This is a genomic window from Candidatus Fusobacterium pullicola (genome assembly GCA_018883725.1).
GTDB lineage: Bacteria > Fusobacteriota > Fusobacteriia > Fusobacteriales > Fusobacteriaceae > Fusobacterium_A > Fusobacterium_A pullicola.
On record JAHLFN010000026.1, the window covers coordinates 12,494 to 35,792 of the forward strand.

At 28.5% G+C, this 23,299-nt stretch carries 22 protein-coding genes and 2 pseudogenes; 19 read left to right on the forward strand and 5 right to left on the reverse strand.

Going from position 1 to position 23,299, the window contains the following annotated elements:
- Positions 1 to 30 precede the first annotated feature (30 nt).
- From rsxC to IAA47_03250, 6 genes are read left to right on the forward strand one after another with little or no spacing between them, the layout of a single operon-like run.
- A complete protein-coding gene (rsxC, locus tag IAA47_03225) occupies positions 31 to 1,341 on the forward strand; it encodes an electron transport complex subunit RsxC (protein ID MBU3841987.1) in 1,311 nt (436 codons plus the stop codon).
- 40 nt (positions 1,342 to 1,381) lie between these two features.
- Positions 1,382 to 2,326: an RnfABCDGE type electron transport complex subunit D gene (locus IAA47_03230; protein MBU3841988.1), complete on the forward strand. Its 945-nt coding sequence runs from the start codon at positions 1,382 to 1,384 to the stop codon at positions 2,324 to 2,326.
- Positions 2,316 to 2,849, forward strand: a complete 534-nt coding sequence (locus IAA47_03235; protein ID MBU3841989.1) for an RnfABCDGE type electron transport complex subunit G — start codon at positions 2,316 to 2,318, stop codon at positions 2,847 to 2,849. The genes IAA47_03230 and IAA47_03235 overlap by 11 nt, the downstream gene beginning before the upstream one ends.
- Positions 2,849 to 3,457, forward strand: a complete 609-nt coding sequence (locus IAA47_03240) for an electron transport complex subunit E (GenBank protein MBU3841990.1) — start codon at positions 2,849 to 2,851, stop codon at positions 3,455 to 3,457. Before IAA47_03235 ends, IAA47_03240 begins: the two co-directional genes overlap by 1 nt.
- A 2-nt stretch (positions 3,458 to 3,459) precedes the next feature.
- Positions 3,460 to 4,044 (forward strand): electron transport complex subunit RsxA, encoded by a 585-nt coding sequence (rsxA, locus tag IAA47_03245; protein ID MBU3841991.1) that lies wholly within the window; start codon positions 3,460 to 3,462, stop codon positions 4,042 to 4,044.
- Between the two features lie 18 nt (positions 4,045 to 4,062).
- A complete protein-coding gene (locus IAA47_03250) occupies positions 4,063 to 5,052 on the forward strand; it encodes an RnfABCDGE type electron transport complex subunit B (GenBank protein MBU3841992.1) in 990 nt (329 codons plus the stop codon).
- Between the two features lie 41 nt (positions 5,053 to 5,093).
- Here the strand turns inward: IAA47_03250 and IAA47_03255 are convergent, their stop codons facing one another.
- The 5 genes from IAA47_03255 to IAA47_03275 form a co-directional block, all read right to left on the reverse strand.
- Positions 5,094 to 6,545, reverse strand: coding sequence for a TrkH family potassium uptake protein (locus IAA47_03255; protein ID MBU3841993.1), 1,452 nt, complete (start codon positions 6,543 to 6,545; stop codon positions 5,094 to 5,096).
- A gap of 8 nt (positions 6,546 to 6,553) precedes the next feature.
- The gene (trkA, locus tag IAA47_03260; protein MBU3841994.1) at positions 6,554 to 7,909 is read right to left on the reverse strand and encodes a Trk system potassium transporter TrkA; all 1,356 of its coding nucleotides are present in this window, start codon (positions 7,907 to 7,909) and stop codon (positions 6,554 to 6,556) included.
- Between the two features lie 29 nt (positions 7,910 to 7,938).
- Complete coding sequence (locus tag IAA47_03265; GenBank protein ID MBU3841995.1) at positions 7,939 to 9,075, reverse strand: type II toxin-antitoxin system HipA family toxin; 1,137 nt, start codon at positions 9,073 to 9,075, stop codon at positions 7,939 to 7,941.
- Positions 9,059 to 9,346, reverse strand: coding sequence for a helix-turn-helix transcriptional regulator (locus IAA47_03270; GenBank protein MBU3841996.1), 288 nt, complete (start codon positions 9,344 to 9,346; stop codon positions 9,059 to 9,061). The genes IAA47_03265 and IAA47_03270 overlap by 17 nt, the downstream gene beginning before the upstream one ends.
- 244 nt (positions 9,347 to 9,590) lie before the next feature.
- The gene (locus IAA47_03275) at positions 9,591 to 10,298 is read right to left on the reverse strand and encodes a hypothetical protein (GenBank protein MBU3841997.1); all 708 of its coding nucleotides are present in this window, start codon (positions 10,296 to 10,298) and stop codon (positions 9,591 to 9,593) included.
- A gap of 371 nt (positions 10,299 to 10,669) precedes the next feature.
- On the opposite strand from IAA47_03275, the gene IAA47_03280 reads away from it, so the two are divergent.
- The 13 genes and pseudogenes from IAA47_03280 to IAA47_03340 all read left to right on the forward strand — a co-directional run bounded on the left by IAA47_03280 (position 10,670) and on the right by IAA47_03340 (position 23,299).
- Positions 10,670 to 10,966, forward strand: coding sequence for a hypothetical protein (locus tag IAA47_03280; GenBank protein MBU3841998.1), 297 nt, complete (start codon positions 10,670 to 10,672; stop codon positions 10,964 to 10,966).
- A 54-nt stretch (positions 10,967 to 11,020) separates the two neighbouring features.
- The gene (locus IAA47_03285) at positions 11,021 to 12,016 is read left to right on the forward strand and encodes a patatin-like phospholipase family protein (GenBank protein MBU3841999.1); all 996 of its coding nucleotides are present in this window, start codon (positions 11,021 to 11,023) and stop codon (positions 12,014 to 12,016) included.
- A gap of 213 nt (positions 12,017 to 12,229) precedes the next feature.
- Positions 12,230 to 13,558, forward strand: a complete 1,329-nt coding sequence (locus tag IAA47_03290) for a sugar transferase (GenBank protein ID MBU3842000.1) — start codon at positions 12,230 to 12,232, stop codon at positions 13,556 to 13,558.
- Positions 13,559 to 13,561: 3 nt separating this feature from the next.
- A complete protein-coding gene (locus IAA47_03295) occupies positions 13,562 to 14,329 on the forward strand; it encodes a glycosyltransferase (protein ID MBU3842001.1) in 768 nt (255 codons plus the stop codon).
- A gap of 10 nt (positions 14,330 to 14,339) precedes the next feature.
- Complete coding sequence (gene glf, locus IAA47_03300) at positions 14,340 to 15,437, forward strand: UDP-galactopyranose mutase (protein MBU3842002.1); 1,098 nt, start codon at positions 14,340 to 14,342, stop codon at positions 15,435 to 15,437.
- Positions 15,422 to 16,558, forward strand: a complete 1,137-nt coding sequence (locus tag IAA47_03305; GenBank protein MBU3842003.1) for a glycosyltransferase — start codon at positions 15,422 to 15,424, stop codon at positions 16,556 to 16,558. The genes glf and IAA47_03305 overlap by 16 nt, the downstream gene beginning before the upstream one ends.
- Positions 16,555 to 17,640: a glycosyltransferase gene (locus IAA47_03310; protein MBU3842004.1), complete on the forward strand. Its 1,086-nt coding sequence runs from the start codon at positions 16,555 to 16,557 to the stop codon at positions 17,638 to 17,640. Before IAA47_03305 ends, IAA47_03310 begins: the two co-directional genes overlap by 4 nt.
- 710 nt (positions 17,641 to 18,350) lie before the next feature.
- Positions 18,351 to 18,896 (forward strand): hypothetical protein, encoded by a 546-nt coding sequence (locus IAA47_03315; GenBank protein ID MBU3842005.1) that lies wholly within the window; start codon positions 18,351 to 18,353, stop codon positions 18,894 to 18,896.
- Positions 18,897 to 18,954: 58 nt separating this feature from the next.
- Positions 18,955 to 19,971, forward strand: a complete 1,017-nt coding sequence (locus tag IAA47_03320) for a glycosyltransferase (GenBank protein MBU3842006.1) — start codon at positions 18,955 to 18,957, stop codon at positions 19,969 to 19,971.
- A 236-nt stretch (positions 19,972 to 20,207) separates the two neighbouring features.
- Positions 20,208 to 21,278 (forward strand): polysaccharide pyruvyl transferase family protein, encoded by a 1,071-nt coding sequence (locus IAA47_03325; GenBank protein MBU3842007.1) that lies wholly within the window; start codon positions 20,208 to 20,210, stop codon positions 21,276 to 21,278.
- Between the two features lie 16 nt (positions 21,279 to 21,294).
- A complete protein-coding gene (locus IAA47_03330) occupies positions 21,295 to 22,704 on the forward strand; it encodes an oligosaccharide flippase family protein (GenBank protein ID MBU3842008.1) in 1,410 nt (469 codons plus the stop codon).
- 3 nt (positions 22,705 to 22,707) lie between these two features.
- Positions 22,708 to 23,098 (forward strand): annotated as a pseudogene (locus tag IAA47_03335) (hypothetical protein).
- Between the two features lie 84 nt (positions 23,099 to 23,182).
- Positions 23,183 to 23,299, forward strand: a pseudogene (locus tag IAA47_03340) (UTP--glucose-1-phosphate uridylyltransferase).

Genomic DNA, 23,299 nt, shown 5'->3' on the forward strand with positions numbered 1-23,299 from the left:
AATTAACTTTAAAGTGAAAGGAGATTAATTATGAAGTTTTTTGGTTTCAGAGGAGGAGTTCATCCACCTGAAAATAAGATTCAAACAGAGAATATGGCTGTTGAAGAAGTAAAAGCACCAAAAATGTTGTATGTTGCACTTTTACAACATATAGGGGCGCCACTAGATCCAATTGTAGCTGTTGGAGATAGGGTATTGAAAGGGCAAAAAATTGCTGATTCTCAAGCATTTATGTCATCCCCTATTCATTCACCAGTAAGTGGAACAGTTAAGAGAATAGAGGACCATGTTTTTCCATTGATGGGAAGAATAAAAACTGTAATAATTGAAAATGATGAACAGGAGACTTGGGATGAGTTATCGAAGATAGAGAAATGGGAAAATGTAGATAGAAGAACATTATTAACAATGATAAGAGAGAAAGGTATAGTTGGTATAGGGGGAGCAAGTTTCCCTACTCATATAAAGTTAGATCCACCAGCAGATGCAAAGATAGATACACTTCTATTAAACGGAGCAGAGTGTGAGCCATATCTTAACTCTGACAATAGACTTATGATAGAGAATCCAGAGAAGATAGTAAATGGTATCAAAATTATAAAAAAGATACTTGGGGTAAATAGAGCTATTGTTGGTATTGAAGAGAATAAGCCAGAGGCTATAGCTTCAATGAGAAAAGCTGTTGAGGGAACTGGTATTGAGATAGCACCACTTAAGACAAAATATCCTCAAGGAGGAGAGAAACAACTGATAAAAGCTGTATTAGATAGACAGGTTCCATCTGGAAAACTTCCATCAGCAGTTGGAGTAGTGGTACAAAATACTGGAACAGCTGCAGCTATATATGATGGTATAGTAAATGGAATACCTCTGATAGAAAAGGTAGTTACTGTTTCAGGAAAGGGGATAATCAATCCTAAGAATGTGAAGATAGCTATTGGAACACCATTCTCTTATCTATTAGATTACTGTGGTGTAAATAGAGAGATTGTAGATAAATTAGTTATGGGAGGACCTATGATGGGAATGGCTCAATTCTCAGAGGAAGCTCCTGTAATCAAGGGAACATCAGGATTGTTAGCTCTTACTAAGGAGGAGACAAATCCATATAAAACAAGAGCCTGTATAGGGTGTGGAAAGTGTGTAGAGGCTTGTCCTATGGGACTAGAACCTCTAATGTTTGCAAGACTTGCAGCATTTGAGCAATGGGAACAACTTAAAGAGTATAGTTTGATGGATTGTATAGAGTGTGGTTCATGTGCATATATCTGTCCTGCTAACAGACCATTGACAGAGGCTATAAAGATTGGAAAATCTAAATTAAGAGCTATGAAAAAATAAAAGATAACAGGAAGTGTTATTGAGTTATCAGGAGGGTAAAGTGACTAATATTTTTAAAATGGGGCCATCACCTCATATAAGAACATCAGAAACAGTTGAAAGTGTAATGTATGATGTAATTATATCATTGATACCAGCATTTCTAGTTGCTGTGTATGTCTTTGGTATAAGAGCATTTATAGTAACATCAGTGTCTATACTTACTTGTATGGTTACTGAGTATATATGTCAAAAAATAATGGGGCAAGAGCCATCTATTTTTGATGGAAGTGCTATTATAACAGGGATACTTTTTGCCTTTGTAATTCCATCTATTATGCCACTACAATATGTAATCATAGGTTGTATTGTAGCTATTGGATTAGGAAAGATGGTATTTGGAGGGCTTGGACACAATGTATTCAACCCAGCATTAGTAGGAAGAGCCTTTGTACAAGCTTCTTGGCCAGTGGCAATAACTACATTTGCTTATGATGGAAAGGCTGGGGCTACAGTACTTGATGCTATGAAGAGAGGGATACCTTTAGACTCATCTCTAATAGAGGGAGGAAACCAATATCTTCAAGCTTTCATTGGAAGAATGGGAGGATGTCTTGGGGAGACTTCGGCACTAGCAATACTACTTGGAGGACTTTATCTAATATATAAAGGACAGATAGATTGGAAGGTACCTACAATAATAATTGGTACAGTATTTGCTCTAACTTGGGCTATGGGTGGAGATCCAGTGATGCATGTTCTATCTGGAGGGCTATATTTAGGAGCTTTCTATATGGCTACTGATATGGTTACTAGTCCACACACTCCAAAGGGTAAGATTATTCATGCTCTACTTTTAGGAGTTCTAATCTCTATGATTAGAATGAAGGGTGGATACCCAGAGGGAGTTGCATACTCTATATTGATAATGAATGGAGTTGTACCTCTTATCAACAGATATACTAAGCCTAAAAAGTTTGGTGAGGTGAAGGCTAATGAAAAATAGATTTGTACATTATGGAATTGTTCTATTGGTAATAGCTGCAGTCTCAGCTGGGATATTGGGATTAGTAAATAATTTTACAAAAACAGTTATTGCAGAAAATAATGAGAGAGCTCAAAATGAAGCTAAGAGACAGGTTCTAGCAGCAGCTAGTGAGTTTAGAGCTGGGGAAGCTGTAACTTCTGAAGGGCTAGAGTTTATACCTGGATATGATGCTAATGGAAAAAAAGTTGGATATGTAACAACTGTAGCACAACCGGGATATGCTGGGGATATAACATTTATCTTAGGAGTTAACTTAGATGGAGAGATAACTGGAGTGAGAGTTACAAACCAAGCTGAAACTCCGGGACTAGGAGCTAAGATAGCTGATGTAGAGTGGCAAGATCACTGGATTGGAAAGGACTCATCATATGAGTTCAATAAATCTGTAGACGCTTTTGCTGGGGCTACAATATCTCCAACTGCTGTTTATACAGGACTTATCAGAGCTTTAAAAGCTTATGAAACTGGGGTGAGTAACTAATGAAAACTAACTATGGAAAGATAATATTATCAGGAATTTTTAAAGAAAACCCTATATTTGTACTATTTTTAGGACTATGTCCAACACTGGGAGTTACAAGCTCAGCTATGAATGGACTTTCAATGGGACTTGCAGTTGTCGCTGTACTAGCTTGTTCAAACCTACTGATATCAGCTTTTAAAAGTTGGATACCATCTCAAGTTAGAATACCAGCATATATTATGATAATTGCCTCACTAGTTACAATAGTACAGATGTTGATGGAAGCATATACTCCAGACCTATACAAGGTACTTGGACTATTTATTCCTCTTATCGTTGTTAACTGTATTGTACTTGGAAGAGCAGAGAGTTTTGCTTCTAAAAATGGTGTGTTTGCATCTTTCTTAGATGGAATTGGATCAGGGCTTGGATTTACTCTTTCATTAACAGTATTGGGAATGATTAGAGAAGTTTTAGGAAATGGAACAGTATTTGGTATAAGAGTAACACCAGAGTCTTACTCACCAGCTCTTATCTTTGTATTGGCTCCAGGGGCATTTATAACTATTGCCTTTATAAAAGCTTTCCTTAACTATCTTGAAATGAAAAAGAGTAAGGAGGGGTAATCGTGAGTTTTGGTAGTTTATTCAGTATAATTATAGGTTCAATATTTATAAATAACGTTATTTTTGCTAAGTTCTTAGGGTGTTGTCCATTTATGGGAGTATCTAAAAAGGTAGATGCTTCTCTAGGAATGGGAATGGCTGTAACTTTCGTTATAACTATTGCTTCAGCTGTAACTTGGCTTGTTTACCATTTTCTATTAGCACCATTTGGATTGGGATATCTTCAAACTATTGCTTTTATTCTGATAATTGCTGCATTAGTTCAATTTGTTGAGATGGCTATTGCTAAAACATCACCATCACTATACAAAGCACTAGGAGTTTTCCTACCTCTTATCACTACTAACTGTGCAGTATTAGGAGTGGCTATTATCAATATTCAAGAGGGGTATAACTTCATTGAAACTGTTGTAAATGGTTTTGCAGTTGCAGTGGGATTCTCATTGGCATTAGTTTTACTAGCTGGAATTAGAGAGAGAATAGAGTATTCAGCAATTCCAGCACCATTTAGAGGAATTCCTATAGCCTTTATATGTGCAGGATTACTTGCAATGGCATTTATGGGATTCAGTGGTATGCAAATTTAAAAATTATTGGAGGTTAATATGGAAGCAATATTAATACCAGCAATTGTGCTGGGGTTAACAGGACTTGCTATGGGACTATTCCTTGCCTTTGCTTCAATTAAATTTGAAGTGGAAGTGGATCCAAAGATAGAAGCAATCAGTGGAGTTCTTCCTGGAGCAAACTGTGGAGGATGTGGATTTCCAGGATGTTCTGGATATGCTGCTGCAATAGTTGAAGAGGGAGCACCTATGTCACTATGTGCACCTGGCGGAGGAGCAGTGGCGGCTAAAATTGGAGAGATTATGGGAGCATCTGTAGATGTTTCTGGTGAGAAGGTTGTAGCTAGAGTACTTTGTCAAGGAGATAATACAAGGACTACAAAGATATACGAGTTTGATGGAGAGATTCAAACTTGTGCAGCTATGGCACTTTATGCTGGTGGAGATAAATCTTGTATGTACTCATGTTTAGGACATGGAGATTGTGAAAGGGTGTGTCCAGTTAATGCTATCAAAGTAAATGAGAGAGGGATAGCAGAGGTAGATGAGGAGAAATGTATCTCTTGTGGACTTTGTCAAAAAGCTTGTCCTAAGAAGGTAATAGCTATGTTACCACAAAATAAAAAGATAACAGTAACTTGCTCTTCTAGAGATAAGGGAGCTGTGGCTAAGAAAAATTGTTCTGTAGCTTGTATAGGTTGTGGAATCTGTGCTAAGAACTGTCCAGTAGAAGCTATAACAGTTATAGGAAACTTGGCTAAGATAGATCCAGCTAAGTGTATCTCTTGTGGAATCTGTGCTACTAAATGTCCTACAAAGGCTATTGTTAGTGATGTAGAGTTGAAGAAAGCAGAGATTATAGAGGAGAACTGTAAGGGATGTACAGCTTGTGCTAGAAAGTGTCCAGTAGGAGCTATTGAGGGAGCTGTTAAGGAGAAACACCATGTAATTCCAGAAAAATGTGTAGGTTGTGGAATCTGTTTTGACACTTGTAAGTTTAAAGCTATAAAATTGAATATTATTAAGTAAATTAAGGTATAAAAAAAGATAGGAGCTCCTATCTTTTTTTTCTATTTCTCTTTTCTATAAAGGGAAGTAGAGAAGATAATCAAAAGAGGGAATATCTCCAATCTTCCAAGTAGCATAAAGAATGTTATGATTATCTTAGATGTATAGGAAAATCCAGAGTAGTTATACTCAGGTCCAACTATACCAAATCCTGTTCCAGCATTGTTGAAGATAGCAGCTGCAGCACTGAAACATGAGAAGAAATCAGGTATCTCCAATGATAGAATAATCAAAAGGAAGGCGAAAAACATAATGTATACAAGTAGATAGCTAGTTATACTACCTTGTAATTCATCAGTTATCTTTTTTCCATTCATCTGAATAGTCATCTTTCTATTGGGAGTGGTAACCCTTTTGATAGTTCTAAAGAATATCTTACCAAGTATAATCACACGGGAAACCTTTAATCCACCAGCAGTAGAACCAGCACATCCTCCTATAAATATAAGGAAGAGAAGAACTATTTGAGAAAATAGTGGCCAATCACCAAAGTTAACAGTGGCAAAGGCTGTACTGGTAATCAGTGAAGAGACAGTAAAGAATACATCCTTTAGAAGTAATTTTATACTTTCATATCTTGGAGCTAAATTCAAACAGATGAGAAGAAAGCTACCAAAGATAAATCCTATATACCATTTCAACTCTTCATTTTTGAAGAAATCTTTAAATTTTCCCATCATAATAAAGTAAAACATATTAAAATTTATACCAAAAACTAGCATACCAATAGCTAGAATATACTCGATAGAGCTATTGTTATAGTAAGCTATACTATTATTTTTCATAGAGAAACCACCTGTTCCAGCGGTACCAAAGGCATGAATAATAGCATCAAAGAGAGGCATACCAGCCATTCTAAGAGCTATGATTAAGATAATAGTTAGAGCTACATAGATAAGGTAGAGTATCCTTGAGTTATATGACATCTTAGAAACCAACTTACCAAATACAGGACCTGGTACCTCTGCCTTCATTATATAGGTACTAGGTGTATTATTCTGTGGAATGATAGCAATTATCAAAACTAGCATTCCCATTCCACCTATGAATAGAGTAAAACTTCTCCAAAAGAGAAGAGAATTACTAAGAACTTCAATATCTGGAATAACTGTGGCACCAGTAGTGGTAAATCCACTCACTATTTCAAATACAGAGTCTATATATGAAGGAACCTCACCACTGATACACAGGGGAAGGGCTCCAAATAGTGACATAAATATCCAAGAGAGGGAAACTATAGCAAACCCTTCCTTTGTAAATACCTTCTCATCCTTTGGTTTCTCCTTCGGTAGAATTTTTGTAAATAGAAATATTAAAAGTATAGTTATAACATATGAAAATTTCAATCTCCAACTCTCTTGATAATAGAAGCTAATCAGTAGAGGAATAGCTAAAAATATCATTTCAAGAGAGAGGATTGTCTTGATTGTGTAAAAAATAATCCTTTTATTCATCTAAAATCCTACCTCAAAATATCATCAATATCATCTATATACTTGTTTTTAGTTATTAAAATTACATGATCCCCATATCTGATAATATCGTTTCCAGTAGGGAAGATGATCTCATTTCCTCTAATTATACTAGAGATAATATTATTCTCTTTTATCTTTAGATCTCTAAGTGGAATATTTAGAAGTTTACTGTCCTTTACCATCTTAAATTCTACAGCTTCTACCTCATTATTAAGAATTCTATAAAGAGTAATTATATTGTTACCTCTTTGGTTCATATGAGCTCTTACAAATTTTACTATAAAGTTAGATATTATCTGCTTTGGATTAACTATTGATTGAAGATCATCTAGCTTTAAGAAATTGAATATATCAATAGTACTAACCTTTGTAATAGTCTTTCTTATTCCCATCTTACTAGCATACATAGATAGAAGTATATTCTCCTCATCTATACCAGTAAGAGAGACAAAGGCGTCGTAATCCTTGAATCTTTCCTCTTCTAAAAGGTTGATATCCACTCCATTTCCATTTATTACAGTGACATTTTCATAGTGCTCACTTAAAAACTCAGCTTTCTTCTCATCTAGCTCCACTATCTTTATATCCAGCTTTTTCTTAAGTAGCATCTCAGTCAGGAAGTAGGCTATTCTTCCTCCCCCAACTATGAATACAGAGTTTATCTTAAATACTTGTTGCTTTAAGTCTCTATAGAACCTTTTAATCTCATCAGGTGTTCCAGTGATATATATCTTATCATTCTCCTTTAGTATGAAGTTACCATTTGGAATGTAGATCTCATTATCTCTTTGTATTGTACAGATGATTATCTTAGCACCAGAAAACTTAGAGAGCTCATATATCTTCTTATTACAAAGTAAGCTATCCTCATCTATTGACATCTCAATTAGATTTATCCTATTATTTGAGAAACTCTCAACATTTAGAGCATTTGGGAAGGAGATATTTCTAGCTATAAAGGTTGCTGCATGTACATCAGGGTTTAGAATAAGGTCTATCCCCAATGAGCTACTCATAAAGTCTAAGTCTGTTGAGTAACCAGGCTCTCTAACCCTAGCTATAGTATATTTTGCCCCCAATTTTTTTGCCATTATCGACGATATTATATTTATCTCATCAGATTCAGTAACAGCTATGAATACATCGGCTCCCTTTACACCAGCCTCTCTTAAAATCTCCAAGGTAGCACCATTTCCAAGTACCCCCATCACATCAAAATCAGAGATAATTTTATCTAAAATCTTTTCATCTTTTTCAATAAGAACTATATCATTTCCTTCAGCAGAAAGGTCTTTACAAAGGACTTCCCCAACCTTTCCTGCACCTACTACAATAATTTTCATTGAATTTTTCTCCTCACTATTAAATATCATTATTTTCTATTAGATGTTAGAAAATAATTTAAATTTTTTTCAACAATTTTTTTTATATTGTTAGCAATCTCTAGAGCTTCCTCTCTTTTTATCCCAATATTTTTAGCAACTTCTAATATATCATCTAAAGATGGATTTTTTCCATTTCCATTAACTGTTGTAGCATGTTCACCACCAATAGAAAAACTGTATGTTAAGTCATAAGCTGGAGAGAGAATCCATCTTTTTTCCTCTTCAATATATAAAAAAGTAAAATTTTTTGAGTGATCATCTCTATTATGAGCAAAAATATTAAAACACATAAGCTTAAACATTTTTAAAACTTCATCAAAGGAATTAGTTAAACTTAAAGTTAACTTCATAAGTATATTGTAATCTAAATTAGGGACTCTATGTGAAGTTTCTAAAAGAGCCGAGACAGATAACATATGAATTTTTTTATTAGCAACTCTATCAAACCTTTTTATACCAAAATATCCTTTACAAATTTTTGAAGGAAAAAGTTTTACTTCTGGTACTTCTATTCCACACTCTTTAGCACATAGAGAATATAGATACTCTTCTTCTCCAATATCATTACTATCAAAAGATGATGGAAACTTTATAATCCACTCTTCATTATTGTATTGAGTTAATATTTTAGGACGAGCTCCTCCAGATGAACCTCCTAAGTAAAATAGACTATCTAAATTTTCAGAATATTGAGTATTTAGAATTTTCTTACATTCTGATGCTAATTTATCATAATCTTCTACTGTATAGTTAGGAACTAATGAGTGAATAGGTTTGTAAGATAGAGCACCCATACCATTATTTCCTACAATAGCTAAACGATTTAGAGAATTAACAGTTCTTGGATCTATTTTTTTAGATAGAAGCATCCTATCTACTAATAGTCTTCCCCAACCATCAGGTAAGGTATCAGCAAAGACTCCAAATACTCCCTCAAAGGGATCATATTTAGAAATAAAAGTTTTTTTTACAAGTGGAAGAGTTCGAGGACTAATAGAAAATCCATCAGCTATCCATTCTGAATCGTATTCAAAAACTGTAATAAAATTTGAAGTTGGAAGAGTTGCTAAAGTTCCAACTTTTCTATTATTGTAAAAGACTTCTAACTTATTTAGTGTGTTCATTTAAAATCTCCTCAATAGAATTGTAGTGTCTTTGAGAGAAAAGATTGAACATCTCATCAGACCTACCTAGTATAATAGCAATTTTTGAAAGAGATAGAAGAGAAATTTCGCCAGTATTTTCAAATCTTTTAATTGAACCTAAACTCACCCCCGTAACTTTGGCAAATTGCTCTTGAGTCATCTTCATCTCTTTTCTTCTAAGTCTTACATTTTTAGCAATTTCAAGTTGTATATCTCTAGGTGTTTTAAAATTAAAAAAATCAAATTCCATATATAATATATTATCTAAAAATTAAAAAAAAGTCAATAATAGATAATATATTATATATTTTTGATAAAAAATTAAGGTAGGAGATAAATGGGAGTAAAAATAATTTTTCTAGTGATTAATAATAAGTGAGATTAGGACTCTATTTAATGATTCTGTTGGCTCTGGAGTAGATAAGGAATTAATTTCTAAAACAATGACATCACTTACCTATCTTTAAAATTTTCTAAATCTTTATGTAAAGTCATTAACTTATCCTCCATTCTTTACCATTTTTTAAGTTCAAATTCAATTTAAAAGTAGTGGTTTTATTTAGTTTTTTCTTTAGCTCCTCTACTTTTAAAATATTCTTTTCCTCTATCATACTTCCAAGTAAAGCTAAAACTACGACTGTATAATTTTTTTCTGCTAACTCTAGCAAAGTCAATATCTCTTCATAAGCTAAACTTAATATTTTGCTTTTCATCAACATATAACTCTCTTCTATATTAGAGTCGGGAATATTTTTTAAATTTTTCAATATATCTAAGATTTCAAGATATTTAATATTTTCTTCTGTTATTAGAGCTTTATTTTGAATAAATTTTATTTTTATTCCATCAAATTCTCTAGGATTTTTTCTTGTATTTGTTGCTATCTCTATACTATTAGAAAGTTGTGAAGTAAGTCCATATCTATTAAATAGATTAACTCCTGTAATATATCCTATCCTTTTATCTCCAAGATACAAATATTTCTGTATAAAATCTTTTATAGTAAGAGGAAGTTCTCCAAAAATAGATTTTTTAGGAATATAGTATAAGCCTTTTTCAGCTCTTTTTAATTCCCCTTTTTTTACCATTCTTTCTAAAACTTTAAAAGTCGAATATTTAGAACTGGTAGTATCTAACTCTCTAGTATTTAGTATTCCATTTCCTTGATTAAATAATATATTTTCAATATTAGCTCTATTCATACTCTCTCCTTTTTTAAAGTTTTTTTTACATTTATTTTGACACTTATATATAATTATAGCATTTTTTTAAATTTTTTGCATTTATTTTGATAAAATAAGGAATTAATATAAATTTAAATAGTTCAAATCTTTAAAAAAATGAAACTACTATTCAAAAACTTTAGAAAAAATAGGATATACTTCATATATAAAGTTAATATATTTTCGATGAAAAGTTAAAATTAAGGTAGGAGATAAATAGGAGCAAAAATAATTTTTCCATTGATTCACAATAGGTAATATTAGTGCTCTGTTTAAAAAGATAAAAAAATAGTAATATATATGTATCCAAGGGGTGCCACCAAGGAAAAAAATATTTGGAGGTAATAATTATGTCAGTACAAGCAACAGTTCAAAGCGAAATGAAGAAAATGAAAAACACAATCAAGAGAGAGGTAGCAATAGAGAATGAGCTACAAAACTACAAGGCAGTAATAGAGCACATAGCAGAGTTACAAGAGGCTTCAGAACCATTACCAGAGGAAACAAACTTCTCAAGTTATGAAGAGTGGCAAGCTGATGCAGAGAAAAAAATGAAATCTAAGAGCACATCACTAGCAACAATAGAGAAATACAAGGATCTAATAGTAGCTTACCAATACTACCTAGATAACAATCCAGTAGAGTAGTGAGAGAAGGGGATAGGGTGTTTCCTATCCTCTTTTTTTAAAGGGGAGATGTGTATGAAAAAGCGTGGATTAAAGATAGGATTGGCACTCTCTGGTGGAGGTATGAGGGCTATAATATTTCATCTGGGGGTATTGAAATATCTAGCTGAGAAGAGATTACTAGAGAATATAGAGTATATATCCTCTGTATCTGGAGGAAGTATCTGTGTAGCTCTAATGTATACGAACAATAATATGAGATGGGTGAGCAGTGAAGAGTACCTCACAAGAGTGTTACCAAATATAAGGAGGGCACTGTTTAGAGAGGATATAGAGAGAAAGTTAATAGTGAGAAGTATAGTGGATATTCCACATATATTAGATACTAAGTGTAAAAAATTGGCTAATGCTATGAGAGTTTTATGGAATATGGATGGAAAGATAGGGGAATTACCTAAGATTCCAAAGTGGGATATAAATGCAGTGACATATGAGACTGGAAAGAGATTCTTCTTTTCACAGGAGAGATGTGGTGATGAAAGGCTGGGATATTTCTCTGGAGAGGAGATGAATATAGCAGAGGCAGTGGCAGCTTCAGCTGGTTTTCCAGTATTGATAGGTATGTATGAACTAAAAAGGGATAGGTTTGAGTGGTATGATAGATATGGAGAGAGGAGGGTAGAACCAAGTAGAGGAAAGCTTCACCTATGGGATGGAGGTGTCTATGATAATCTAGGACTAGAACCAATATTCCAGAGAATATGGAGTGGAGAGAGTGAGCTAAATTACTATATAGTAAGTGATGCTGGGGCAGTGGATAAAGAGTTTGTAGAGTATAGAAAGATATTTGGAAGAGTGAGGGCATTGAAAAGATTGCTCGATATATCTATGGAACAGGTGGATAGCCTCAATAGTAGATTCTATAGAGAGTATATAGAAAGAGAAAAAAATGGAGTGTATATAAGGCTAGAGGAGAGTTATCCTACTAATCTGAAAAGGCCAAAGGAAGAGGAGTTTGATAGATTATTAAAACATGGATATGAGAGTATAGCTTTGAAGAAAATATTTTAAAGTAGAGAGGAGTAAATATCCTCTCTTTTTGTATATGAACAAAAATAAACGGAGAAAAACTAGTAAGAATTACTAATATTTTATAAGAGAAAGTATTGATAAAAGTTAACAAAATTTAAATAAAAATGAAAAAAATTTTTTGTTCTATTGACATTATTAAGAAAAGTAGTAAAATATATATAATGTTAAAAAATTTATTTTGGGAGATTCTTTATGGTAAGGCACACACGAAATATTAGAATGAGGCTTATATACTTTGTCCTGCTGTTTATTTTCTATAGACAGAGCTTTGTTATTCAAAAATTAAGCTTAAATTTGGCGATGTATGGAATATTTATTATTCTATTTTTTTCATATTATTTACTTAATACATTAAATTTTGATTCAAGATATCAGAGAGTAAATATCATTTATTCAACTATCTTGAATTTTTTTGCCTACATGATTTTTTACTTTTTCTATAAAAAAGAGAGCTTAATATTAGCCTTTATCATATACTCATTTTTCCAAAATATATTAAACTATTTACTCTATAAAAAAGAGGAGATGGAGAAGAGAGTTCTTATTATTGATAATGAAAATCAATATATAGATAAAATTTGTGAGAGTTTACAGTTAAAAGAGGGAACATACAGATACTGTGGCTATATATCAAATAAAGATAGTAGTAGAGAGAAATATTTAGGAAGATTTGAAGATATCAGAGAGATAGTTGAAAGAGAGAAAATAGATCAAATTATCTTTGTTAAAAGTGAAGAGTTGAAAAAATACTCTGATAGTGTAGTTGAATTAAAATTAAAGGGAATAGGTGTAGTAGATTATTTAAGTTTCTTAGAAAAATTAGATGGAAAACTAGATGTAGATAAGATTGATAGTATGTGGATACTTATGAGTAATGGATTTGATACTTTGAATAATAGCTTTGAAAGAAAATTAAAAAGATTATTTGATGTATGCTTATCCTTTATACTGTTCATCTGTTTTATTCCATTCATGGCAGTTACCTATGTAATGGTAAAACTGGATATAGGGATTAAGTATCTATTTACTAATCCAAGAAAGGTATGGGAAAATCCAGCTTTCTTTAAACAGAAGAGAGTAGGATTTAGAGGTAAAGACTTTGAGATTATTAAGTTTAGAAGTATGAAGGTACATGATCCAGATAAGTATTCAAAATATGCATCAGCACATGATGACAGAATAACAAAGGTAGGTCACTTTATAAGGAAGACAAGACTAGATGAGCTACCTCAAGTAATAAATGTTCTAAGAGGAGATATGTCCTTTGTAGGTCCAAGACCAGAGTGGGATGTATTGGGAAGAGATTATGAAAAGAAGATAAAAAATTATCATCTAAGATATGCTGTACAACCAGGTATAACAGGATGGGCACAGACAATGTTTACCTATGGCTCTTCAGTAGATGATGCAAAGATAAAACTAGAGTATGACCTATACTATGTAAAAAATAAGAGCATAGCTCTAGATTTAATAATATTATTTAAAACAAGTAAGACAGTATTATTTGGGAAGGGAACGTAGATAATGGAAAAATTTGAAAAAGGTTTAGTTTCAATTATAACTCCGATGTATAACGGAGAAAAATTTGTAGCTAAAACTATAGAATCAGTTTTAAATCAAGATTATAGTAACTGGGAAATGATAATAATAGATGATGGCTCAAAAGACAATAGTCCAGTTATAGTAGAAGAATATACTAAAAAAGATAAAAGAATACAGTTAGTAAGACAAAAAAATGCTGGTTCTGGAGCAGCAAGAAATAATGGAATAAGAAGAGCAAAAGGTCAATATATTTGTTTACTTGATGCTGATGATACTTGGGAAAGTAATTTTTTAGAAGAACAAATAGCTTTAATAAAGGAAAAAGATGCGACTTTAGTTTTTTCATCACATAATAGAATTGATGAAAACGATAATATATGTTTAAAACCATTTATAGTGCCAGAAAAAATAGATTACAATTCACTTTTAAAAACATGTTCAATATCATGTTTAACAGCTATGTATGATGTAAGTAAGTTTGGAAAATTTTATTTAAGAGAAGATTTTAAAAGTTTGAGGGATGATTATATTTTATGGTTAGAAATAATAAAAAAATGTAAAGTTGCATATGGAAATAAAAAGATATTAGCAAACTATAGAGTAATGCAATCTTCAACAAGTGGAAATAAGAAAAAAGTTATAAAACCTCAATTTTTAGTATATAGAAAAGTTGAGAACTTAGGATTAATAAAAAGTTGTTACTATTTAATGTGGTGGGCTTATTATGGAATAAAGAAATATAAGGTATAAGGAGAATAAAGTGAAAAAATATGACTATTTAATAGTAGGAGCAGGGCTATATGGCTCAATATTTGCCTATGAGATGAATAAAAAAGGTAAAAAATGTTTAGTGATAGATAAAAGAAACCATATAGGTGGAAACATCTATACAGAAGAGAGTGAAGGAATAAACGTACATAAATATGGAGCACATATATTTCATACAAGTAATAAAGAGGTGTGGGAGTATATAAATCAATTTTGTGAATTTAATAATTATATAAACTCTCCGATAGCTAATTATAAGGGAGAAATATATAATCTTCCATTTAATATGAATACTTTTAATAAATTATGGGGAGTAAGAACTCCTAAGGAAGCTCAAGAGAAGATAGAGGAGCAAAAGAAAGAATTTGGAATAGTAGAACCTAAAAACTTAGAAGAGCAAGCAATCTCTTTAATAGGTAAGGACATTTATGAAAAGTTGATAAAAGGTTATACTGAGAAGCAATGGGGAAGAGATGCTAAGGAATTACCAAGCTTTATAATAAAAAGATTACCAGTAAGATTTACTTATGATAATAACTATTTTAATGATAGATATCAAGGAATACCTATTGGTGGATATACTAAGATAATAGAAAAAATGCTAGAAGGAATAGAAGTAAGATTAAGCTCTAACTTTTTTGATAAAAGAGAAGAATATGAAAATATAGCGAATAAGATAGTTTTTACAGGAATGATAGATGAGTATTATAATTATTGTTTTGGAAAACTAGAGTACCGTTCTTTGAAATTTGAAACAGAAGTACTAAATGAAGAGAATTATCAAGGAAATGCAGTAGTAAATTATACTGAAAGAGAAATACCATATACAAGAATAATAGAGCACAAGCATTTTGAATATGGACAACAAGAAAAAACAGTAATAACAAGAGAGTATCCAAGTGAATGGAAAAAGGGAGATGAACCTTATTATCCAGTAAATAATGAGAGAAATAATGAGTTATATTTAAAATATAAGGAGTTAGCGGATAAAGAGAAAAAAGTAATATTTGGTGGAAGACTTGGAGAGTATAAGTATTACGATATGGATAAAGTTATAGAAAAGGTGTTGAAGGCATGGAAAAACCAATAAGAGTTTTACAAATAGGAGATTGGGAATTTGGGAAAAATGGAATTGCCACAATAGCATACAATTTATTTCGAAATATGAATGATGAAAATATTATTTTTGATTTTTTAATACAGAATGAAATAGAAGATGATATTTATAAAAAAGGAATAGAAAATAAACAAGGAAAAATTTATGAACTGAAGATAAAAACTAAAGGTATTAGAAAAAAAGTTGATATTTTTATAAAAATGATAAATTTTTTTAGAAAAAATAAATTTGAAATTGTTCATATACATGAATCAACAGCTCATATGATGTTATTTTATGGAATTATAACAAAGATATGTGGAGTAAAAACTATAATTCTACACTCTCATAGTTCTGGTTTTGATTCAAACTATAGAATGTTAAAAAGTATGCTACATAATTTTGCAAAACAATGTATTCCATTAATAACTAAAAATTATATAGCTTGTTCTCAAATCGCTGCAAAATGGGTTTATAAGGAAAAATATTTACCTATTGTAAAGATTATCCACAATGGTATAGAAATGGATAAATTTAAATTTAATATGAAAATAAGAAATAAAGTAAGAAAGAAATTTCAAATAGAAAATAATTTTATTATAGGACATGTTGGTAGATTTTCTTATCAAAAAAATCATGAATTTTTATTAGAACTTTTTATAAAAATAAAGAAAGAAAAAATTGAAAGCAAACTATTATTGGTAGGTGATGGTCTATTAAGATCAAAAATAGAAAATAAAGCAAAAAAAAATGGAATTCTAGAGGACATTATTTTCGTCAATAAAACAAATTCAATTGAACAATATTATCAAGCAATGGATATATTTTTATTACCTTCTAATTTTGAAGGGTTAGCAATTGTTGGAATAGAAGCACAAGTTGCTGGGTTAAGTTGTTTATTTTCAAATAATATTCCTAAAGAAATTGAAATAACTGAATTATGCCAATTTTTAGAATTAGATACAGCAATATGGGAGCATGAAGTTGTAAATAATCATATAAATTTACATAAAAGAAAAAATTATAAAATAAAGAAAGAATATTTTCAATATAAAATAGAAAATAGTGCTAGAAATTTAGAAAGTTATTATATGAATTTAGGAGAAATAAAATGAAGATTTTACATATAACAAATGGAATTGGAGTAGGAGGAATTGCAAGCTTTATTGAAGAGTTACTGTATCAATTGTCATTAGATAGGAATAATGAAATAACTTTACTTTGTTTAGAAGAAAATAAGGAGGGATATAGAGAAAAAAAGTTAGAGAAAGTAAATGTAATTTTTTTGAATCAAAAAAGTAATTTTTCTTTTAAAAATATATTTAAGATTAGGAAATTAATAAAAGAAAATGATATTATTCATGCACATTTATTTCCAGCACAACATATTACAGTTTTAGCAAATCTATTTATAAATAAACCGATTGTTGTAACAGAACATTCGACCAGTAATAATAGAAGAAAATATTTAATCTTTAAAATAATCGAAAAATATTTTATTTATCAAAAATATTTAAAAATAGTCTGTGTTTCTCAAGATGTAAAAAATAGTTTAAATAATTGGATAGGAAATTTTAAAAATCTATTGGTAATTGAAAATGGAATAAATATATCAGAGTATAATTATGGAAAAAATATTCGTCAACAGATATTTCCAGATATAAAAGAGAATGATAAATTAATTTGTATGATAGCAAGATTTATATACCCTAAAGATCATAAAACGGTAGTAAAAGCGATGGAGAAACTTCCAGATTATATAAAATGTGTATTTGTAGGTATAGGTGATGGAAAAGAAGAGATAGAAAAATATGTAAAATATAAAAAAATGGAAAATCGTATTTACTTTTGTGGATATAGAAGTGATATAAATAATGTATTGAAATCATGTGATTTAAGCGTATTATCTAGTAAATATGAAGGCTTATCAACGGTAGTAATAGAATCTATTATTGCAAATACTCCTATAATTGGAAGTAATGTTGTTGGAATAAACGGAATATTAAAGGATAAGAACTTTTTATTTAAATTTGGTGATTATCTAGAATTAAAAGAAAAAATTTTACAAATTTTAACAGACATAGAAATACAAAATGAGTTTAAGAAAGAAAGAAAAAAATTAATAGGAAGGTTCAGATCTGAAAATATGGTAAAAAAATACCAAGACTTATATGAGAAAATATATAGAAAAAATTAAAAAATTTTATTAGGCATATTAGTTGCTTATAATGGTACAATAAAAATCTGAATTTAAATCAAAGGAGTAGAGAGATGTTAATTTTATGTATTATTTTTTATGTGGCATTATTTAGAAATATAAATTTCACTAATAATAACCAATTTATAATCTGTGTTTTTACTACTCCCCTGTTTATTATTTATTTAATATTAAATAATAAAATTTTAAACTTTTTAAAAAGTTATATAAAATTTTTGTGGATATTGATATTTTTTATTACTATTCATTTTATAAGTAAAATTATAAATTTAGATAAGAAAATTTTTTCAGGGGTATACTTAAATATTCCAATAAAATTAGCAATAGATTTAATAAGTGCTAGTGTAATTGTTGATTTATTAATAAAAAAAAGAAAAAAAATTACTAGTTTGTTCAAGATTTATATTTACTGTATTTTTATAGATTTAACATTAGGACTATTGAGAGTATTTTTTCCAACTTTGAATACAATATTATTAAGTTTAAATAAAATAGATCACATAACTCAAGAAAGAATAGAAGGATTATCTAGACTAATTCCTTTTGGAAATAGATATTTTGGAACTGGTCTAAATTCAGGAATAGCTTTAATTTTAATAATATATATAATAAATAAAAAAAATAAAATATACTACTGGATAGTATACTTTTATATCTTTATTTTAGCTTTTTTAAGCTCAAGAACGGTATTGGTAGCTGGAGTTATAAGTATTGTATATTATATTTATATAAATAGATTTAGAATATATAAAATATATAAAGGAATAATAGTTGCACTACTTTCATTTATTATTTTACTAAAGTCAATAAATAAAAAAATTTATAATTGGGCTTTTGAATTATTTATTAAACGAGGCGAAACTGATTCAACAAATGTTTTAAAAAATATGTGGAATATTATACCGGAGGATATAAAAACATGGATAATAGGAGATGGAAAATGGATGGAAGGAAAAAAATACTATATGAATACAGATGTTGGTTATTTAAGACTAGTTTGGTATGTTGGAATTATTGGACTCTTTATCTATTTTTATTATTTATTTTTTATTTATAAAAATTTGGTGAAAGATTCTTCAAAAGAAATAAAAACGCTAATAGGGTTTATATTTATTTTTTTGCTTGTAGTTAATATCAAAGGTTATGCTGAACCATTTTATTTATTATTTTGTTTATATATTTTAAAGATGCGGTTAAAATTAAATGAATCAAAACTCAAAAATATGCAAAAATAATTTTATAAGATTATAAATAGAATTAATAAAAATCTGATTTTAATGAAAGGATAATAATGTGATTAAAATAAGTGTAATTGTACCTGTATATAATACAGAAAAATATTTAGAAAAATGTTTAAATAGTATAATGAATCAATCGTTTAAAGATATAGAAATAATTATTATAAATGATTGTTCTACAGATAACTCTTTGAAAGTGATAAAAAAATTTTTATCACTTGATCAAAGAATTATTTTAATCGATAAGGAAAAAAATGAAGGATTATCTGCTGCTAGAAATTCTGGAATTGAGAAGGCAAAAGGTGAATATATTTTACATATTGATGGTGATGATTGGATAGAAAAAAGATATATTGAAGATATATATATGTGTGCGAAAAAGAATCGAGCAGATATAGTTATTACAGATTTTTATGAGGATTTTGAAAATAAAAAAGTTATCTATATTCATGAAAAGATTGAAAATAAAAATAATGAAGTAGATAAAGAAGAAGCACTAAAAAATATTTTTTTAATGGAAGCTTGTAATGCTGTTTGGAATAAATTAATAAAAAGGGAAGTTTATAAAAAAAATAAAATAAATCATCCAGAAGAGATCATGTTAGGAGAAGATTTGGCAGTTATTCCTAAATTATTATATTTTTCTAAAAAAATAATAAAAATAAATAAAGCATACTATCATTATATTCAAAATCCTTTGAGTATAACAAAACAGTATAATTCCCAAAAAATATTTGAAATTTATAAAAGCTTGAAAATAAATCAAAATTTTTTTGAAAATAAAGAGATAAAATTACCAATAAATTTATTAAAAGTAAATCATCTTAGTATTTGGTTATTTAATGTAAAATATGATTTAAAAAATAAAGAATATATTGATATCTTAGAAGACTATATTAAATTAATAAAAAAATTAAGTATAAAAGATTTAAAAAGTATAAAAAATAAAAAAATAAAAATAATAGTTATTATTTTGAAAGCTCTAAATAACAAAATAGTTTTTATATTATTATGGAAAATAAATTTATTAAAAAAATATTGTGATACATTTTATAAAAAATTACTATATTAAGATGTAGTATTGATAATATTGAAAAATAATTTTAAACCTATGGAAGAGAAGGATAGCTATAAAGTTTTAGCAGTAAATTTTTATGAATATTATAAAAATAAAAATTTTACTTAATCATAAATATTTATGAAAAAGAATGACAATAGATAGGTAAAATAATTTAATAAAATATGATAAAATTATATGGAGGGTAGAATAGATAAATATTTTTATATATTTATCTTATAAAGTTAATTATGGAAATTATAAAAAAAATTATAAAAAAAATTACAAATATTACTATAGATTTATTATTGAGTATAGCTGAAAAAATAGAAATAAAAAAATTTTTAAGTATATATAGTAAAGAAGAAAAAATATTATATTTATTAACACCAAATTATTCGAATTTAGGAGATGAAGCTATAATTATTGGGATTGAACAAATTTTGAAAGAAAAGTTTAGTGACAAATTAATTTTAGAATTCTCATTAGAAAAATATAGAAGAAATAAAAAGATAATTGAAAAATTAGCAAATAAAAATGATATTATAATAATACATGGTGGAGGAAATTTTGGAAATTTATATTTAGAAGCTGAAGAGTTGAGAAGAGATATAGTAAAAAGATTTTTTGATAACAAGATAATTGTTATGCCTCAAAGTATATCATTTACAAATGATATATTTGGTAGAAGAGAAATAAAAAATAGCCAAAATATATATATGAGACATAATAATTTTAATATAATAGCTAGGGATGAAAAAAGTTATGAGTATGGAAAAAAATATTTTTCAAATAATAAGATGTATTTAGCTCCAGATAGTGTATTATATTTAGAAGATTTTTTTAGTTGTTTTAAAAGTAATCAAAATAGAGAAGGGATAATTTTAACTTTGAGAAATGATAAAGAAAAAATACTAGATGATAATATTATAAAGAAATTAGTTACTTATTTCTCTGAAAAAAATATAAAATATTTAAAAACAGATACAGTAATAAGTTACCCAATGAATAGAGAAACTAGAGAGTATGAAGTAAAAAATATGTTAAGAAAGATTTCATCAGCTAAATTAAATATAACTGATAGATTCCATGGTGTAATTTTTTCTGTAATTACCAATACTCCAGTAATTGTTTTTAAATCATTAGACCACAAAATAGAAGAGGGAGTAAAATGGTTTAAACATTTAGATTGGGTTCATTATGTTACAACAGTAGAAGAGGCAGAAAAGTTGATAGATAAGTACATGAATTCTGAATATAAAGTAGAAAAAGAAAATTATGAGTTAAAAGAGAAATTAAAAGAAGTATTTTTTAATATTTAAGACTTTTGGAGAATAAATGAATAAATATAAAAAATTAGGGTATAATACATTATTTATATTAATAGGAAATATTGGCTCAAAGCTAGTAAGTTTTTTATTATTGCCATTTTATACAGCTTATTTATCTCCGGAACTTTATGGAGAATTAAATATGATAACAATGACAATAACATTTTTAACTCCATTATTGACTTTACAGTTTGCGACTACTGTTTTTAGATTTGCTAATCATCAATCAGAAGAGAAACAAAATGTGATACTGTTTATAGCATTAGTAACTGTGATACCTCTAATATTAGTAGTAAGTTTATTTGCAAAGAATATTATAGAATATTTTAAAATAGATTATATAACTAAATATTATAAATATATTTTGATAATTTTTATATTCTCTTATTTAAATAGTGTATTGAAAGAAAAAATAAGAACTAATTCAATGGTAAAATTATATTCGGTTATAGGGATAATAGAAACGTTTATAACAATTACCTTAAATATATATTTAGTTCCTAAGTTTTTAGTTTTGGGAATGATAATATCTATGACTTATTCAACAATTATAATTTCTATAATATTAGCTTATTTTTCAAACTTAAATAAAGTTTTAAAATTTAAATATTGGAATACAGATATTTTTAAAGAAATGTTAAAATATTCGTTTCCTTTAATTCCAAATGCAATTATATGGAGTATATTGGCCTTAGCAGATAGAATATTTTTAAAATATTATTATGGATTAGAAGAAGTAGGTTTATATTCGGTAGCAAGTAAGATTCCTATGATATTAACAGTAATTTTTAATATTTTTTATAATTCTTTACAAATTTCTATGTTAGATGAGTATAAAAAAGAGGGATTTGATAAATTTTTTTACAATATTTTTTATAATATTAGTTTAATTCAAATGTTTGGTGCAATAATAATAATAATTTTAATAAAACCAGTTATTGGATTTATAGTAGCAGATACTTATATTGAAGTATGGAAATATATACCATTATTTTTATTAACTATCTTATTTAATAATTATTCAGCAATATTGGGAATAAAGTATTTATTAAAAAAAGATACAAAACAATTATTAAAAAGTTCATTTGTGGCGAGTATAGTGAATATAGGTTTCAACTATTTATTAGTTCCAAAATTTGGAATTTTGGGAGCGATAATGGCTACAGTAATAGCATATGTAGCGTTATTTTATATGAGAAAAAAAGATACAGAAGATATGATAAATATTGAAATTTCTTTCTATTTAGGAAATATAATTATCTTATTATTAAGTTTATTACCTACAGTTAAAAATTTAGAAAATTATAGGATATATTTAAGTTTTATTTTAATATTTTTATTTATAATAATACAAAAAAAATATTTATTATCCCTATACAATTTTATTTTAAAAAAGTTTGATAAAAGGAAAGTATAATTTATGAAAGTAACTAAAGCAGTTATACAAGAAGCAGGATTGGGAACTAGAGTATTACCTGCAACTAAGGCACAACTTAAAGAAATGTTAGTAATAGTTGATAAGCTATCACTACAATACATAGTAGAGAAATTAGTTGAATCTGGTATAAAGGATATAATAATAGTTACTGGAAGAAATAAGAATAGTATAGAGGATCATTTTGAAAACTCATATGAGTTAGAGGATATTCTTAAAAAGAATGATAAAGATAGCCTTTTAGAAAGCCTATAATTTTGAAGGCAAAAGATATGATATATGTAATAAGTTTGGACTTCTTAAAGCTAATATAGAGTTTGGTCTTAGAAACGAGGAGACAAGAGAGGAACTATTAGAGTACCTTAAAAGTATTTAGGAGAGATAGATGTTAAAGATAAATGAGAATGTATACAACAAAATAGGGGAGTTAGGTGTATATATCTATACCCTCTCTCTATTTATCTCAAAATCTGGAATAAAGGATATAATCATAGTTACTGGAAGAAATAAGAATAGTATAGAGGATCATTTTGAAAACTCATATGAGTTAGAGGATATTCTTAAAAAGAATGATAAA

Bases quoted from the DNA above. Each gene is read 5' to 3' on its own strand.
- rsxC (MBU3841987.1), top strand. From the start codon at position 31: ATGAAGTTTTTTGGTTTCAGAGGAGGAGTTCATCCACCTGAAAATAAG.
- IAA47_03235 (MBU3841989.1), top strand. From the start codon at position 2,316: ATGAAAAATAGATTTGTACATTATGGAATTGTTCTATTGGTAATAGCT.
- IAA47_03240 (MBU3841990.1), top strand. From the start codon at position 2,849: ATGAAAACTAACTATGGAAAGATAATATTATCAGGAATTTTTAAAGAA.
- IAA47_03250 (MBU3841992.1), top strand. From the start codon at position 4,063: ATGGAAGCAATATTAATACCAGCAATTGTGCTGGGGTTAACAGGACTT.
- IAA47_03255 (MBU3841993.1), bottom strand. From the start codon at position 6,545: ATGAATAAAAGGATTATTTTTTACACAATCAAGACAATCCTCTCTCTT.
- trkA (MBU3841994.1), bottom strand. From the start codon at position 7,909: ATGAAAATTATTGTAGTAGGTGCAGGAAAGGTTGGGGAAGTCCTTTGT.
- IAA47_03265 (MBU3841995.1), bottom strand. From the start codon at position 9,075: ATGAACACACTAAATAAGTTAGAAGTCTTTTACAATAATAGAAAAGTT.
- IAA47_03270 (MBU3841996.1), bottom strand. From the start codon at position 9,346: ATGGAATTTGATTTTTTTAATTTTAAAACACCTAGAGATATACAACTT.
- IAA47_03275 (MBU3841997.1), bottom strand. From the start codon at position 10,298: ATGAATAGAGCTAATATTGAAAATATATTATTTAATCAAGGAAATGGA.
- IAA47_03280 (MBU3841998.1), top strand. From the start codon at position 10,670: ATGTCAGTACAAGCAACAGTTCAAAGCGAAATGAAGAAAATGAAAAAC.
- IAA47_03285 (MBU3841999.1), top strand. From the start codon at position 11,021: ATGAAAAAGCGTGGATTAAAGATAGGATTGGCACTCTCTGGTGGAGGT.
- IAA47_03290 (MBU3842000.1), top strand. From the start codon at position 12,230: ATGGTAAGGCACACACGAAATATTAGAATGAGGCTTATATACTTTGTC.
- IAA47_03295 (MBU3842001.1), top strand. From the start codon at position 13,562: ATGGAAAAATTTGAAAAAGGTTTAGTTTCAATTATAACTCCGATGTAT.
- IAA47_03305 (MBU3842003.1), top strand. From the start codon at position 15,422: ATGGAAAAACCAATAAGAGTTTTACAAATAGGAGATTGGGAATTTGGG.
- IAA47_03310 (MBU3842004.1), top strand. From the start codon at position 16,555: ATGAAGATTTTACATATAACAAATGGAATTGGAGTAGGAGGAATTGCA.
- IAA47_03325 (MBU3842007.1), top strand. From the start codon at position 20,208: ATGGAAATTATAAAAAAAATTATAAAAAAAATTACAAATATTACTATA.
- IAA47_03330 (MBU3842008.1), top strand. From the start codon at position 21,295: ATGAATAAATATAAAAAATTAGGGTATAATACATTATTTATATTAATA.